We start from the raw sequence: 14,778 nt of genomic DNA on the forward strand, positions 1-14,778 counted from the left end.
TGATGTGTGGCTTATCGCGTCATCGCGCGGATGCTTCGGTAACCGACGTCATGGCCGATGCTTCGCCCGCCGCGATGTCTTCGAGCGAGCGCCCGCGCGTGGGAATACCCATCACGACGACGGCGATCGCGCCGAGCAGCAGGACGACGGTCGTCACGCCGAACACGCCGGCGAAGCCGAACACCGGATACAGATAGCCGACGAGAATCGGCGAGACGATCGCACCGATGCGCCCGATTGCCGATGCCGTTCCCGCGCCCGTCGTGCGCACGGCGGTCGGAAAGACTTCGGCGGTGTACGCATAGACGCCCGCGTACGTGCCGTTCATGAAGAACGACAGGAGAATGCCCGCGATCATGATCTGGCCGTTCGTGTTCGCGAACGCCATGCCGAGCGCGCAGGCGCAGCCGCACAGCATGTACGACGCGATCGTCGCCTGCCGGCCGATGCGTTCGTTGAACCATGCCGCGCTGAAGTAGCCGGGCACTTGCGCGACGTACATCGCGAGCGAATAGCCGAAGCTGCGCGTGATGCTCATGCCGTGCTGCACGAGCAGGCCCGGAATCCACGTGAAGAACGCGTAGTAGCTGAAGGTGATGGAGAGCCACATGAGCCATGTCATCACCGTGATGCGCGCCTGGCGGCCCGCCCACAGCGCGCGGAAATTGGCGATCAGCGTGCCCGTCTCAGCCGATGGTTCGCCGCTCGGCGTCGCTGTTTCGGCGCGCGGCAATTCGATGCCGCGACGCGCGAAGTCCGCTTCGATATCGACGAGCACGCGTTCGGCTTCATCGCGACGCTTGCGGCTTTCGAGCCAGCGCGGCGATTCGGGCAGCGAACGCCGCCACCACAACAGCATCACGACCGGCGCTGCGGTAATGAAGAGCACCGTGCGCCAGCCTTCGGGAAACGCGGGCACGATGAAGTAGCCGAGCAGCGCCGCCGCCACGAAGCCGAACGAGAAGAAGCCCGCGAGCGCGCCCGTGAACACGCCGCGATAGCGCTTCGCCACGAACTCCGCGAGATACGGCGCGATGATCGCGCTCTCCGCGCCCGTTCCCATGCCCGCGACGATGCGCGAGGCGAGGAACGTGGGCCATGAATCGGTCATCGCGCTGACGACGGAAGCGATGCTGTAAAGCAGCAGCGCATACATCATCACCTTGCGCCGGCCGATGAGATCGCCGAGCGTGCCCGCGAAGAGCGCGCCGAAGAAGTAGCCGATGAAATTGCCGCTGCCGAGCACGCCGGTCTGCACGCTCGTCAGCGCCCAGTCGTGCCGCAGCACGGGCAACACGAACGCGACCGCGGCGGCGTCCATTGCGTCGAAGGCATAGCCTAAGCCGCCCATCATCAAGAGCCGCCAGTGAAAGCGTCCAAATGGAAGACGTTCGATGCGCGCGGATACGTTCGACACAGGATTCTCCAGAGCAGAGCGGGGCACATGACTTAGCTCGCCATTCTAGGGTCCGTCCGACCTCAACCATATTTATAATCGTGATCTTGCACATTGATACGGTGAATGGCTTTCCATGAGCTTTCGAACTCTCGATCTCAACCTGCTGAAGGTGTTCGAAGCGTTGATGACCGAAGGCGCGGTCACGCGTGCCGCGACGAAGTTGTCGCTCACGCAACCCGCTGTCAGCAACGCGTTGAGCCGCTTGCGCGAGGCCTTCGGCGATCCGCTCTTCGTTCGTCACGGCGCGGGCGTCACGCCGACGCAACGCGCCATGGCGCTGTGGGGTCCCATCGGCGAATCGCTCAGTCGCATCCGTGGCGCGCTGGACGAACAGACCTTTTTGCCGGCGCTCGCCGAAGTCAACTTCAGCCTGTCGATGTCCGACTATGTCGCGGGCATCGTGATGCCGCGCCTCATTACGCGCTTCAGCAAGACCGCGCCCGGCGTGCGCTTCCAGACCGTGCCGAACATTTTGCTCGATGCACCCGCGCTGCTCGAAGGCAATCGCGTGGACTATCTGATCGGCGTGTACGTGAACGAAACGCTGCCGCCGTCGCATATCCGTTCGCTTTCGTTGTGGCCTGTCGAGTACGGCTGCGTGATGCGCCGCGATCATCCGCTCGCCGCAACGGGCAAGCTGACCACGCGGCGCTTTCTCAATGCACGTCATGTCGATGTGAGCCTCGCAGGGCAGACGCAGCCGTCGTTCGACAGCTTCCTCGCATCGCGTGGACTGAAGCGCAATCTCGTCGCGACGGTGAATCACTACACGGTCGCATGCGACATGATCCGCGCGAGCGATCTCATCGGCGTATTGCCGAGCGATCTATGCAAGCGCATCGCGCCGAAGGGCGAACTCGTGAGCGTGCGCGCGCCGCTCGAAGCGCCTGATCGCGTGATCAGCCTCTTCTGGCATCAGCGCAATGAAACATCGCCGGCACACATGTGGTTGCGTGAGCAACTCGTGGAGATGTTCGCGTCGCCGGGACTCGTCGCGAGCGGCAATGACGGCGCACGCACGAAAGTAAAGCGCGTGGGGCGCATGTCGTCGCGTTCAGTCAGTGCTTCATGAGTTCGCGAGTCGATTAATGCAAAACGATTGTTCGTGATTTCCCGCCAGTCAATTCGTTTCGAGCCGCTTTATCGCGCTCGACGACCTGTCTACATTTGCGCTTAGCAGTTCGGTTCGATGGATGAACCGCCGCAAACCATCCCTCTAAGGAAATCATCATGAGCAAGCTCGCGGGTAAGGTCGCTGTCGTCACGGGTGCGTCGAAGGGTATCGGCGCTGCCATTGCCAAGGCGCTCGCAGCGGAAGGCGCTTCGGTCGTCGTGAACTATTCGAGCAGCCGGGCCGGCGCGGATGCCGTCGTTGCCGATATCACCGCAGCCAACGGCAAGGCGGTTGCAGTAGGCGGCGACGTATCGAAAGCGGCGGATGCGCAAGGCATCGTGAACACGGCGGTGGAAACGTATGGACGGCTCGATATCGTCGTGAACAACTCAGGCATCTACGAGTTCGGCACCATCGAAGAGATCACTGAAGAGCACTTCCATAAGCAGTTCAATGTGAACGTGCTCGGCGTGCTGCTCGTGACGCAAGCCGCCGCGAAGCATCTCGGCGAAGGCGCGAGCATCATCAACGTGAGTTCGGTCGTGAGCCGCATCACGCCGGCGGCATCCGCTGTCTATAGCGGCACGAAGGGCGCGGTCGATGCCATCACCGGGGCGCTCGCACGCGAACTCGGACCGAAGCAAATCCGCGTGAACTCCATCAATCCGGGCATGGTCGTGACCGAAGGCACGAACACCGCAGGCATCATCGGGTCGGAAATGCAAACGGGCATCGTCGCGCAAACGCCGCTCGGCCGCCTCGGTCAACCGGACGACATCGCAGCGGTCGCGGTGTTCCTCGCATCGGACGATGCGCGCTGGCTGACCGGCGAAAGCCTTATTGCAAGCGGCGGCCTTCGCTGATCGGCAATCGAAACTTGGCCGACCCGCGAAGGGCCGGGCATGCGTTCAGGTGCGCCAGGCCTCGCCGTCAGGAAACACATGCCTGTCGAGCGAGGCCGCTTTCATTTCGATGCTGTAGCCCGGCTGCTGCGGCGGCATGTATCGCCCGTTGCGGATAACGACGGGATCGATGAAATGCTCGTGCAAGTGATCGACGTATTCGAGCACGCGATTGTCGAGCGACCCCGACACGCAGATGTAATCGAAGAGCGAAATATGCTGCACGTACTCGCATAATCCGACGCCGCCCGCGTGCGGACACACCGGCACGCCGAACTTCGCGGCCATGAGCAGCACCACGAGCACTTCGTTCAGGCCGCCGAGACGGCAACTGTCGATCTGACAGAAGTCGATGGCCTCAGCTTGCAGCAGTTGCTTGAACATCACGCGGTTCTGGCAATGCTCGCCTGTCGCCACGCCGATGGAACCCAGCCGCTGCCGGATGGCGGCGTGGCCGAGTATGTCGTCGGGGCTCGTGGGCTCTTCGATCCACCATGGATCGAATTCCGCGAGACGCCGCATGTTGGCCACGGCCTCATCGACGTCCCATACCTGATTGGCATCCATCATCAGTTTCGAGTCCGCGCCGATCTCTTCGCGCAGAATGCGCGCGCGCCGCACGTCTTCTTCCAGATTGCCGCCGACCTTCTGCTTGAAATGCGTCCAGCCCTGCGCCACGCCTTCGCGCGCGAGGCGGCGAATCTTCTCGTCGTCGTAACCGAGCCAGCCCGCCGATGTCGTGTAGGCCGGATAACCGCGCTCGAGCATCTCCTTCTCGCGATCGCCGCGCGTCTTCGCATGGCGATTCAGAATGGCGATGGCTTCATACGGCGTGATGGCGTCCGTCACGTAGCGGAAGTCCAGGCAACGCACGAGTTCCTCGGGCGTCATGTCGACGAGCAGCTTCCACACCGGCTTGCCTTGCGCCTTCGCCCACAAGTCCCAGACCGCATTGACGACCGCCGCCGTCGCGAGATGAATGGCGCCCTTGTCCGGGCCGATCCAGCGCAACTGACTGTCCGACGTGAACGCACGCCAGAACGCGCCCATGTTCGCGGTGATGTCTTCGAGCGTCTTGCCGACGATGAGCGGCGTGAGCGCCTGCACCGCAGCGACGCATATCTCGTTGCCGCGTCCGATGGTGAACGTGAGGCCGTGGCCGGTGAGTCCGGCCGATGAATCCGTTTCGAGTGTGACGTAGGTGGCCGAGTAATCCGGCGCGGCGTTCATGGCGTCCGAGCCATCGAGCGAACGCGAGGTGGGAAAGCGAATGTCCCGAACGGACAGGTTGGTGATCGTGGTCATCAGAAAGGTCTCCGGGGCGATGGCGATCGACTTCGGTCTGCGGGTAAATACCAATGAACACCCAATGAACACCAGTGAGTTTCGATGTCGCCGCGCGTCTCAACTATTGGCTAGGCATTTGCACGCGTTGACAACATCGAATCTGCTTTCTAGCATGCTAGCATCTTCATCGGAAATCAAGCCTGCCGTGAGCACTTCGTCCGATACGACCACCATCAGTACTCCGTATGATGCGTTGCACAAGATCGGCAGCGCGCAGCGGGGCAGCCTGACCGATGCGGTCGAGGAGGCATTGCGCGAAGCCATCGTCACGCTGGCGCTCGAACCGGGAATGATGATCGACAAGATTGCAGTCTGCGAGCGCATGGGCGTATCGCGTTTTCCTGTCACGGCTGCGCTTGCGAGACTGGAGCACGCGGGTCTCGTCGAAGTCTTGCCGCAGCGCGGCACGCGCGTGAAGCCCATCGCTTTGCGGGACATTCATCAGCATCTTTTCATTCGCAGCGCGCTGGAAGTCGAAACGGTGCGCGGCGTGGCGCTCACGCTCGCGCCCGCCACGCTCGACGCATTGGCCGGCAATCTGGAGCAGCAGCGCGCGGCGGTCGCGAACGGCGAGCGTCTCGCGTTTCATGCACTGGACCTCGCGTTTCACGAGATTTTGCTCGACGCCATTGCGTTGCCGCGCGTGAAGGAGATCGTCGCGGTATCGCGCAACGCGCTGGATCGTGCGCGGCAGCTTCTCGCCAGTCCGGAGCGCCTCGTGCATACGCTCGCGGAGCACGAACACATCTTCGAAGCGATACGAAAAGGCGAAGCCGATGCCGCCGCCAAAGCCATGCACGATCATCTCGATCAAGTGGTGGCGGAGTTGCATCGTTCGGCCGGAAAGAGACCGGATCTCTTCGAGCAGTAGCAGTGGATGTTCAGCGGTATCGGCAAGCATGATCGAACCACATGACACGGGACTCCATGACTCCGCTCATTTCCGTCGACAAGCTCAGCAAGCGTTTCCCGGGCGTGCGCGCGCTGCATGAAGTGAAGTTCGACCTCATGCCGGGCGAAGTCCATGCGCTGATGGGCGAGAACGGCGCGGGCAAATCCACGCTGATGAAGATACTTGCCGGCGTCTATAGCCGCGATTCGGGCGACATGTTCGTGGACGGCCAGCCGGTCGAATTCACGAGCCCGCGCGAGGCGCAGGCGCTCGGCATCGGCATCATTCATCAGGAACTGCATCTGATGAATCATCTGACCGTCGCGCAGAACATCTTCATCGGACGCGAGCCGCGCAAGCTCATGGGCCTCCTGCTCGACGAAGACAAGCTCAACGAAGCCGCGCGCGACATCCTTTCGCGCATGCACGTGAATCTCGATCCGCGCACGATCGTCGGCACGCTTACCGTCGCGAGCCAGCAGATGGTGGAGATCGCGAAGGCCTTGTCCTTCGATTCGCGCGTGCTCATCATGGACGAGCCAACTTCTGCGCTCAACGACGCCGAGATCGCCGAACTGTTTCGCATCATTCGCCAGTTGCGCGACCGGGGCGTGGGCATCGTCTATATCTCGCACAAGATGGACGAGCTGGAACAAATATCGGACCGCGTGACCGTGCTGCGCGACGGCGAATATGTCGCGACCGTGAGCACGCGCGAGACGAGCGTGGACACGATCATCGGCATGATGGTGGGCCGTACGCTCACGGACCTGACATCGTTTCTGGGCGGCTCGGAACAGGGCGATGTCGCGCTCGACGTGAGGCATCTCAACGCGGGGCCGCTCGTGCGCGATGTGAGCTTCACGCTGCGCAAAGGCGAGATTCTCGGCTTCGCGGGCCTCATGGGCGCGGGCCGCACAGAAGTCGCGCGCGCGGTGTTCGGCGCGGATCCGATCGAGTCCGGCGAGATCATCGTGAAGGGCGCGAAGGCGCATATCAAACAGCCGAGCGATGCGGTGGCGCGCGGCATCGGCTATTTGTCGGAAGACCGCAAGCGCTTCGGCCTCGCCACAGGCATGGATGTGGAATCGAACATCGTCATGTCGAATCTCGGCAAGTTCCTGTGGGCGGGCATGTTCCTGCGGCGCATGCGCATCCGCAAGTCCGCATCGCATTTCATCGGCCTGCTCGCGATACGCACGCCGTCGCCCACGCAGCCCGTGCGCCTGCTTTCGGGCGGCAATCAACAGAAGATCGTCATCGCGAAGTGGCTGGAACGCGATTGCGACGTGCTCTTCTTCGATGAACCCACACGCGGCATCGATGTCGGCGCGAAGAGCGAGATCTATCGGCTATTGCGCGCGCTCGCCGGGCAGGGCAAGGCCATCGTGATGATTTCATCCGAACTGCCGGAGATTTTGCGCATGAGCGACCGCATTGTCGTGATGTGCGAAGGGCGCATTACCGGCGAGCTTTCCGCGAGCGAAGCGACGCAAGAGCGCATCATGCAGCTCGCGACGCGGCGTCCCACCATGCAAGCGGCATGAGCCGCGAGGAACGACCATGAACCAGCCATCCCAGCCTTCCGATAGCGCCGCGCTCGCCGGCCAGCGACGCGCGAGCGGCCTGCGCGCCCGCGTCTTCACGCCGACCGCGCTACAGAAGCTGCTTGCTTTCGCGAGCCTTATCTTGCTGCTCGTGTTCTTCAGCTTCGCTTCGCCCGCGTTCATGCAGATGGACAACATCCTCGGCATTCTGCAGGCGACGGCGGTCAACGGCGTGCTCGCCATTGCGTCCACGTTCGTCATCATCACGGGCGGCATCGACTTGTCGGTGGGCACGCTCATGACCTTCACCGCCGTGATCTGCGGCGTGTTCCTCACTTACTGGCATTTGCCGATGTGGCTCGGCATCGTCGCGGCCATCGGCACGGGCGCGCTGTGCGGCACCATTTCCGGCACGCTGACGGCGAAGATGAAGATACCGCCGTTCATCGCGACGCTCGGCATGATGATGCTGCTGAAGGGACTGTCGCTCGTCGTCTCCGCGAACAAGCCGATCTACTTCACCGACACCGAGAACTTCTACATGATTTCGCAGGACTCGCTGATCGGCTACTTCTTGCCGAGCGTGCCGATTCCGAACGCCGTGCTCATTCTGTTCGTCATCGCCATTGTGAGTTCCATCACGCTCAATCGCACCGCGCTCGGTCGCTACACGTTCGCGCTCGGCAGCAACGAAGAAGCGGTGCGGCTCTCGGGCGTGAACGTGGACCGCTGGAAGATCGCGATCTATGGTCTCGGCGGCGCGATCTGCGGCATCGCGGGTCTTCTCATCGCGTCGCGCCTCAACTCCGCGCAGCCCGCGCTCGGACAAGGCTATGAACTCGATGCAATCGCGGCGGTGGTCATCGGCGGAACGTCGCTGAGCGGCGGCGCGGGAACGATCCTCGGCACCATCATCGGCGCATTCATCATGAGCGTGCTGACCAACGGCCTGCGCATCATGTCGGTTGCGCAGGAATGGCAGATCGTCGTGACGGGCCTCATCATCATTCTCGCGGTGTACGCGGATATTCTGCGGCGCAGGAAGCGTTGAAGAAGCGTTGAAAAAGCGCTGAAGAGAAGCATCAGACAGGAGCACAACGAGACTCGTGCAACGAGTCGAAACCGATAGCCTACCTCTGGAGGAGATCCATTATGTTCAAAAGAAGAATCATCGGTGTCCTGATTGGTTTGAGCGCGATCGCCACCGCGACGAGCACTGCCTACGCGGACGAAGCCTACATTCCACTCATTTCCAAGGGCTTCCAGCATCAGTTCTGGCAGGCCGTGAAGTCCGGCGCGGAACAGGCCGCGAAGGAACAGAAGGTCAAGATCAGCTTCGAAGGGCCTGAAACCGAAGCCATGGTCGACAAGCAGATCGACATGCTTTCCGCCGCGCTCGCGAAGAAGCCGCAAGCCATCGGCATCGCCGCGCTCGACAGCAAGGCCGCCATTCCGCTGCTCAAGCGCGCGCAGAACAACAAGATTCCGATCATCGCGTTCGACTCGGGCGTGGACGGCGACATTCCGCTCACGACGTGCGCCACCGACAATCTCGCCGCCGCCGCGCTCGCCGCCGACAAGATGGCCGACGCCATCGGCAACTCGGGCGAAGTGGGCGTGATCGTTCACGACCAGACGAGCCGCACGGGCATCGATCGTCGCGACGGCTTCCTGAACGAGATGAAGGCGAAGCATCCGAACATCAAGATCGTATCGGTGCAGTACGGCGGCGGCGATCACCTGAAATCCGCCGAGATCGCGAAGGCGATGATCCAGGGCAATCCGAACATCAAGGGCATCTTCGGCGCGAACGAAGGCTCCGCCGAGGGCGCGGCCATCGGCGTGAAGGAGTCGGGCAAGAAGCTCGTCCTGATCGGCTATGACTCCGGCAAGGAACAAAAGGCGGACATCAGCTCGGGGCTCATGGCGGGCGCGATCACGCAGAATCCTATCGGCATCGGCAAATGCGTGGTGGATTCGGCGGTGAAGGCGCTCAAGGGCGAGAAGCTGCCGAAGAAGGTCGATACCGGCTTCTACTGGTACGACAAGAGCAACATGAACGACCCGAAGATCGCGGCAGTGCTTTACGACTGATCGCACGCGGCCGCGTGGTTCGCGCAAGGAGGAAAGCGCCAATGGCCTTCCTTCTTGCGCGATGAAGTGCATATCCCGATTGACGTTCTCCCGCGCCTGCGACGACGATGCGTCACGCCTTGCTTCGAGCTTGCAAGTGAAAGCACGGCGTCGCGTTGAAACCGTCGATATAGCGAAGCAAACAACCAGGAGGAGAGGGACATGCCAGTCAGAAACGGCCGCTCTTTGGTTCATCACGGGGTAATCGTTACCGCACCGCTCGCCGCGCTCGCGCTCGCGGCATGCGGCGGACATGACGACGATTCGTCATCGTCCACGTCCACGCCGATGACTTGCGCGCAACTCGCGGGCATGAACGTGCCGGCGAGCGCGATCGGCTTGCAGACGACGGGCGCGACCGACACCGCCGCGACGACCGTGGCGGCATCGGGAACGGGCGTCAGCGCGACGCCCGAATATTGCCAGGTCGATGGCACCATCGCTCCGGTCGATCAGGCCGCGCCGAAGATCACCTTCCGGATCGCGATGCCGACGCAGTGGAACAGCAAGATGGTGATGCTCGGCGGCGGCGGATACGACGGCACCGTGCCCGTCGTGACCGGTAACGTGCCCGCCGGACCGACCGCGCAGCCCGCGCCGCTCGCACGCGGTTACGCCGTGTTCGGCAGCGATTCGGGCCACCAGGCCGGTACGCTCGGCAGCCGCGACGGCTCGTTCGGCGTGAACGACGAAGCCGTCGCGAACTTCTCCAGCGACGCGCTCAAGAAGACGCGCGACACGGCTCTCTATCTGCTGTCGAAGCGTTATGCGGTGAGCAAGCCGCAGCGCGCGTACTTCGCGGGCGGATCGTCGGGCGGACGCGAGGCGCTTGCCGTCGCGCAGCGCTGGCCGCAGGACTGGGACGGCATCATCGCGCTGTATCCGGCGTGGAATGCCGCGACGCTCGATCTGCAATTCGGCCGCATCACGCGGGCGCTCGCGCAGCCCGGCGCGTACCTGAGCCAGGCGAAGCGCAAGGCCCTGCTCGATTCCGCCACCGCCACGTGCGATGCGCTCGACGGCGTCGCCGACGGCCTCATCAGCAACATCCCCGCATGCAACGCGACCTTCGATCCCGCGACGGCCATGCTCAACGGCGCGCCGCTGCGTTGCCCGGGCGGCGGCGATACCGGCCTCACGTGTCTCTCGGATGCGCAGATCACCGCGCTGAAGGTCTACGCGACGCCGATCACGTTCGCGTATCCGCTCGCGAGCGGCGAGACGCAATATCCGGGCTTCAACGTGTGGGGCGCGGATCTCGGTGTCGTGAATGCGTCGGCGTTGCAGGCGAGCGTCATCACGCTGTCGCTGAACCTGTTGCCGCCGGCCAATCCCATGCCCACGACCGCGCCTTACTTCAGCACCTTCTGGGACCAGTGGATTCGATACTTCGTCGCGCGCAATCCGAACGTCAATTCGCTCAACGTCGATCCTCAGAATCCGGGCGCGTATCAGGCGCGCATCAGTGCGCTGACTGCCGAACAGGACATGAACAAGACGGACCTGTCCGCGTTCAACCAGAAGGGCGGCAAGATACTGATGGCGCACGGCATGTCCGATGCACTCGTCAGCACGCAGTCCACGGAGCAGTATTACGTGCGTCTGCAGCAGACGATGGGCGCATCGACGGTCGCGAACTTCGTGCGTTACTACGAGATTCCCGGCTATGGGCACTCGGTCAGCACCATCTTCAACGCTTCGTGGGATTCGCTGACGACGCTCGAAAACTGGGTCGAACGAGGCGTGACGCCGCCCGCGCAGACCGTCGCGGATACGGCGGGCGTGCCGGGCCGCACGCGGCCGCTCTGCGAGTATCCGACGTTCCCGCGCTATAACGGCTCGGGCAACGTGAACGTCGCGTCGAGCTTCACGTGCGCGTCGCAGTGAGCTGAATGACGGTACGATGCCGCGGTTTCTGCATGAAGCCGCGGTATCGTCCGGTTCATCGGCTCGCGGCCCACAGCAGCGTCAATCCCGACGACAGCATCAACGCATCGACGACGAGCCTGAACGCATCCGCCGACATTCTCGCGACGATGCCGCGCGCACAGAACGTCCCCGCCATGATCGAGACGCCCGTGATCAACCCTTGCGCGACGATGCTCAGCGGCAGCGCGCCCGACCCGCGGAACGTCAGCACCTTGGCGCCGTACACGGCGAGCGAACCGGCTGCTTCGGTCGCGAGAAACGCGCCTTTCACGAGGCCATAGTTCATGAACACGGGCACGGTGATCGGCCCCGTCGAGACGACGATGCCCGTCAGAAAGCCCACTACCGCGCCGATCATCGAAAGCTGAACGAGCGAGAAGCGGATGGACCTGCGTGCGAGCCATCGCCGCGTGGGGACCATCGCGACGAAGAACACGCCGAGCGCGAGATCGACGGTGCGCGAAGGCAGCGCGAGCAGCGTGCGAACGCCGAGCATCGCGGCGGGCATGGCGGTCACGCTATACGCGATGCACGCTTTCCAGTCGATTTCGCGCCACCACGAAAGCACTTTGCCGAGATTGCCGAGGATCGACGCGATCGCCATGATCGGCACGGCGCGCTGCGGCCCGTACATGATGACGAGCACGGGCATGAGCATCATCGACGAACCCGTGCCGATGATACCGCTCAACACGCCGGCCAAGAGCCCGACGACCAGTACGATCACATACCCCATGCAAAGCCCTCACATGCCGAGACACACCGCGCCCGCCGCGACGACCACGCACGCGAGCCAGCGTTTCGCGCTGACCGTTTCGCGCAGGAACACTCTGCCGATCAGCGCCGCGAACACGACGCTCGTTTCGCGCAGCGCCGATACAGCACCCATCGCGCCCGACTGCATCGCCCATATCACGATGCCGTACGCCGCGATCGAAACAAGCCCGCCGACGACTGACGAACCGATGGCCATCGGCGCGTCGCGCATGGGCGTCCAGAGTGCGGGAAGTCCGCGCATCGTAACGAATAGCAGCGGCATGAGCCAGTAGAACATGAACATCCACGCGGTGTACGCGAGCGCCTGTCCGTTCGATGCGCGCACGCCGATGCCGTCGATGACCGTGTAGACCGCGATGGTCACGCCGGTGACGAACGCGGCGAGCGCGCTCGAACGCGATACATGCCGGCCCTGCAACGCGAGCGCCATGATGCCGCCGGAGATCAGCACGATGCCGAACGCATGCAGCGGACCGATCGCCTCGTGCGCGAAGACCGCCGCGCCCAGCGTGACGAGCATCGGCGACGAGCCGCGCGCGATGGGATACGCCTGCGCGAGATCGCCGCGTTTATACGAGCGCACGAGGCTCACGTTATAGACGATATGCACGAGCCCCGAAGCGACGATGCAGGGCCACGCGGCATCGGCGGGCAAGGGCAATGCGATCACCGCCACCGACGATACCGCCGCCATCGCGATGCTCATCCATGTCATCGAGAGAAAGCGGTCGCGATTGCCGTGCAGCATCGCGTTCCAGCTTGCGTGAAGCAGGGCGGCGAGGAGCACGAAGCCGCCGGTGTAACTGAGCATGCGGAATCCGGTTCGAGAGAATATGGAGAAGAATAACTATCTTGTCCCGGCCCCACAAACCAGATAAATTGGCTCGTCACGTTAGATTTGCTCTTGCGAATGAAAAGAGACCTGCCTTCGCTGAATGCGTTGCGCGCGTTCGAAGCTGCCGGACGGCTCGGCAGCTTCAAGAGCGCCGCCGCCGAACTGCATGTCACGCAAGGCGCCGTGAGCCAGCAGGTGCGGCTTCTGGAAGCATGGCTCGGCGCATCGCTGTTCGAGCGGCGCAATCGGCGCGTCGTGTTGACGGCGGCAGCGGAGGCTTATCTATCGGATATCGGTCCGTTGTTCGAGCAGCTCGCCCAGGCCACCGCGCGATACGGCCTATCCAGGGCCGTGCCGCGAACGTTGTCCGTGAATGCGCCCGCGACATTCGCGTTGCGCTGGCTCGTGCCGAGACTCGCGGAGTTTCGCGCGGCGCATGCGGATATCGACGTGAACGTGGATACGTCCAACGAGCCGCTCGAAGCGCTGAAGGAAGGCTACGACGTCATCATTCGCGGCGGTCCCGATACGTTCTATGGTTATTCGATGCAGCCCTTCCTTTCGGAGGAGCGTCTGCCCGTATGCAGCCCCGCGCTGTTGCAGCGCGTGCCGCTACGCACGCCCGCCGACTTGCATCGGCATACCATGCTTCATACGTCGAGCCTGCCGCGACTGTGGCCCGACTGGCTCACGAAGGCGAATGTGCCCGGATTGCGGCCCGCAGCGGTCGTCACGTTCGATCACTTCTATTTGACGCTGCAGGGCGCGATCGACGGGATAGGCATTGCAATGGGACCGACCGCGCTCGTCGCCGACGATCTCGCCGCCGGCCGTCTCGTGATGCCGTTCGAAGGGCCGCGTCTGCCGTCGCGCGTGTATTGTACGTACATTCCGGACGCGAAACCTGCCGATGAACTCGTGAAGTCGTTCTGCGCATGGCTGCAAGGGCAAGGCGATCTTGCACAACGCGATGCATCGGCGTGACCGCGGACTTCAATCGTTATCGCTGTAATACACGTACGACGGCTGGCGCAGCGCGCCTTCCTTGCCCGCTACGTCGCCGGAATCCGGCAGTCGCGGCAGCTTGTCCCACAGCAGCGCGCGGCCGATCATCTGGTTGCGGTCCATCTCGGGATGATCGTTCTTCAACCGGTTGAGGAACTGCTCGAACTCCGACACATAGAGGCCGCTCGCCGCGCCTCGTCCAAAGATGCCCACCGTGTTTCTCCTTCAGCAAACCGTGCTCGTCACGCTTCGTCCACGCGTTCGAGCGTGAATACATGCGATGCCTTCGAACCGTTGACCTGCTCGTCGTATTCCGTTTCGCCCATGACCACGCGATAACCCTTCTTCGGCAAGATCGACGGCAGGTTGCCCGTCGGACGGCTCTCGATGCCGCCGAGTCCCAGCGCGGGCGTCGGCACGTAATTGGACAAGGTCGCGTTCGACGTGATGACGTTGTCGTGCCATCCCGACAGATCGCGGCGCGCTTCGATCGACTTCGCGTCGGTATCGACCGTATCGTCCGTGGATTCCATGCCGTCCGAATCCACCGATCGGATGCGGCTGTTCGCGCGCTGAACGGGGTCGCCGGCGTCGCGCTCGGCGGCTTTGTCGTCGAACGACGGCAACGGCTTGTTGTGCTCCGCCGCGCCCGGTTCAGCCGATCCCGCGTTCTTCGTGTTGCCGAACTCCGCGGCTTGCGTTTGCGCGTCCGGACCGGCGGTGCCGCTCGCGGGCGTCTTGACCGGACTCTTCGCCGCCATTTCGTTTTGCTGCGTCTGCGACGGGTTGCCTTCAGCGTTCTGCATTGTGTCCTCGCTCGTTCATGATGGCTTCGATC

14 protein-coding genes are annotated in these 14,778 nt (G+C 63.1%); 8 read left to right on the plus strand and 6 right to left on the minus strand.

Annotated elements, in window-relative coordinates:
• Window positions 1-19: 19 nt before the first annotated feature.
• Complete coding sequence (locus NCR39_RS21650) at window positions 20-1,417, minus strand: MFS transporter (RefSeq protein WP_250454119.1); 1,398 nt, start codon at window positions 1,415-1,417, stop codon at window positions 20-22.
• A 115-nt stretch (window positions 1,418-1,532) separates the two neighbouring features.
• Here NCR39_RS21650 and NCR39_RS21655 point away from each other — a divergent pair, with 115 nt between their 5' ends.
• Window positions 1,533-2,531, plus strand: a complete 999-nt coding sequence (locus NCR39_RS21655) for a LysR family transcriptional regulator (protein WP_250454120.1) — start codon at window positions 1,533-1,535, stop codon at window positions 2,529-2,531.
• 158 nt (window positions 2,532-2,689) lie between these two features.
• Complete coding sequence (locus NCR39_RS21660) at window positions 2,690-3,436, plus strand: glucose 1-dehydrogenase (RefSeq protein ID WP_250454121.1); 747 nt, start codon at window positions 2,690-2,692, stop codon at window positions 3,434-3,436.
• 45 nt (window positions 3,437-3,481) lie between these two features.
• On the opposite strand, the gene NCR39_RS21665 is transcribed toward NCR39_RS21660, so the two are convergent.
• Window positions 3,482-4,780, minus strand: a complete 1,299-nt coding sequence (locus tag NCR39_RS21665; RefSeq protein ID WP_250454122.1) for an L-fuconate dehydratase — start codon at window positions 4,778-4,780, stop codon at window positions 3,482-3,484.
• 154 nt (window positions 4,781-4,934) lie between these two features.
• Between NCR39_RS21665 and NCR39_RS21670 the strand changes: the two genes are divergently transcribed.
• From NCR39_RS21670 to NCR39_RS21690, 5 genes are all read left to right on the plus strand, one after another.
• Window positions 4,935-5,693 (plus strand): GntR family transcriptional regulator, encoded by a 759-nt coding sequence (locus NCR39_RS21670; RefSeq protein WP_250454123.1) that lies wholly within the window; start codon window positions 4,935-4,937, stop codon window positions 5,691-5,693.
• Between the two features lie 56 nt (window positions 5,694-5,749).
• Window positions 5,750-7,261, plus strand: coding sequence for a sugar ABC transporter ATP-binding protein (locus NCR39_RS21675; RefSeq protein WP_250454124.1), 1,512 nt, complete (start codon window positions 5,750-5,752; stop codon window positions 7,259-7,261).
• 16 nt (window positions 7,262-7,277) lie between these two features.
• Window positions 7,278-8,312, plus strand: coding sequence for an ABC transporter permease (locus NCR39_RS21680; protein ID WP_250454125.1), 1,035 nt, complete (start codon window positions 7,278-7,280; stop codon window positions 8,310-8,312).
• Window positions 8,313-8,413: 101 nt separating this feature from the next.
• Window positions 8,414-9,355 (plus strand): ABC transporter substrate-binding protein, encoded by a 942-nt coding sequence (locus NCR39_RS21685; protein ID WP_250454126.1) that lies wholly within the window; start codon window positions 8,414-8,416, stop codon window positions 9,353-9,355.
• 201 nt (window positions 9,356-9,556) lie between these two features.
• Window positions 9,557-11,281: a tannase/feruloyl esterase family alpha/beta hydrolase gene (locus NCR39_RS21690; protein WP_250454127.1), complete on the plus strand. Its 1,725-nt coding sequence runs from the start codon at window positions 9,557-9,559 to the stop codon at window positions 11,279-11,281.
• A gap of 55 nt (window positions 11,282-11,336) precedes the next feature.
• Here the strand turns inward: NCR39_RS21690 and NCR39_RS21695 are convergent, their stop codons facing one another.
• Both NCR39_RS21695 and NCR39_RS21700 read right to left on the minus strand, forming a co-directional pair.
• Window positions 11,337-12,059, minus strand: a complete 723-nt coding sequence (locus tag NCR39_RS21695) for a sulfite exporter TauE/SafE family protein (RefSeq protein WP_250454128.1) — start codon at window positions 12,057-12,059, stop codon at window positions 11,337-11,339.
• 9 nt (window positions 12,060-12,068) lie between these two features.
• Complete coding sequence (locus tag NCR39_RS21700) at window positions 12,069-12,911, minus strand: EamA family transporter (RefSeq protein WP_250454129.1); 843 nt, start codon at window positions 12,909-12,911, stop codon at window positions 12,069-12,071.
• Window positions 12,912-13,010: 99 nt separating this feature from the next.
• On the opposite strand from NCR39_RS21700, the gene gcvA reads away from it, so the two are divergent.
• Window positions 13,011-13,919 (plus strand): transcriptional regulator GcvA, encoded by a 909-nt coding sequence (gcvA, locus tag NCR39_RS21705; protein ID WP_250454130.1) that lies wholly within the window; start codon window positions 13,011-13,013, stop codon window positions 13,917-13,919.
• A 9-nt stretch (window positions 13,920-13,928) separates the two neighbouring features.
• Here gcvA and NCR39_RS21710 read toward each other — a convergent pair whose 3' ends face one another.
• Together NCR39_RS21710 and NCR39_RS21715 are read right to left on the minus strand one after the other, a co-directional pair.
• Window positions 13,929-14,153, minus strand: a complete 225-nt coding sequence (locus tag NCR39_RS21710) for a DUF3460 family protein (RefSeq protein WP_250454131.1) — start codon at window positions 14,151-14,153, stop codon at window positions 13,929-13,931.
• Window positions 14,154-14,182: 29 nt separating this feature from the next.
• Window positions 14,183-14,746 (minus strand): DUF3005 domain-containing protein, encoded by a 564-nt coding sequence (locus NCR39_RS21715; RefSeq protein WP_250454132.1) that lies wholly within the window; start codon window positions 14,744-14,746, stop codon window positions 14,183-14,185.
• Window positions 14,747-14,778: the final 32 nt, after the last annotated feature.

It is taken from the genome of Caballeronia sp. ATUFL_M2_KS44, assembly GCF_023630965.1.
In the GTDB taxonomy this organism is placed as follows: Bacteria; Pseudomonadota; Gammaproteobacteria; order Burkholderiales; family Burkholderiaceae; genus Caballeronia; species Caballeronia concitans.

Coding starts and splice junctions, on each gene's coding strand:
- NCR39_RS21655 (WP_250454120.1), top strand. CDS start 1,533: ATGAGCTTTCGAACTCTCGATCTCAACCTGCTGAAGGTGTTCGAAGCG.
- NCR39_RS21660 (WP_250454121.1), top strand. CDS start 2,690: ATGAGCAAGCTCGCGGGTAAGGTCGCTGTCGTCACGGGTGCGTCGAAG.
- NCR39_RS21665 (WP_250454122.1), bottom strand. CDS start 4,780: ATGACCACGATCACCAACCTGTCCGTTCGGGACATTCGCTTTCCCACC.
- NCR39_RS21670 (WP_250454123.1), top strand. CDS start 4,935: ATGCTAGCATCTTCATCGGAAATCAAGCCTGCCGTGAGCACTTCGTCC.
- NCR39_RS21675 (WP_250454124.1), top strand. CDS start 5,750: ATGACTCCGCTCATTTCCGTCGACAAGCTCAGCAAGCGTTTCCCGGGC.
- NCR39_RS21680 (WP_250454125.1), top strand. CDS start 7,278: ATGAACCAGCCATCCCAGCCTTCCGATAGCGCCGCGCTCGCCGGCCAG.
- NCR39_RS21685 (WP_250454126.1), top strand. CDS start 8,414: ATGTTCAAAAGAAGAATCATCGGTGTCCTGATTGGTTTGAGCGCGATC.
- NCR39_RS21690 (WP_250454127.1), top strand. CDS start 9,557: ATGCCAGTCAGAAACGGCCGCTCTTTGGTTCATCACGGGGTAATCGTT.
- NCR39_RS21695 (WP_250454128.1), bottom strand. CDS start 12,059: ATGGGGTATGTGATCGTACTGGTCGTCGGGCTCTTGGCCGGCGTGTTG.
- NCR39_RS21700 (WP_250454129.1), bottom strand. CDS start 12,911: ATGCTCAGTTACACCGGCGGCTTCGTGCTCCTCGCCGCCCTGCTTCAC.
- gcvA (WP_250454130.1), top strand. CDS start 13,011: ATGAAAAGAGACCTGCCTTCGCTGAATGCGTTGCGCGCGTTCGAAGCT.
- NCR39_RS21715 (WP_250454132.1), bottom strand. CDS start 14,746: ATGCAGAACGCTGAAGGCAACCCGTCGCAGACGCAGCAAAACGAAATG.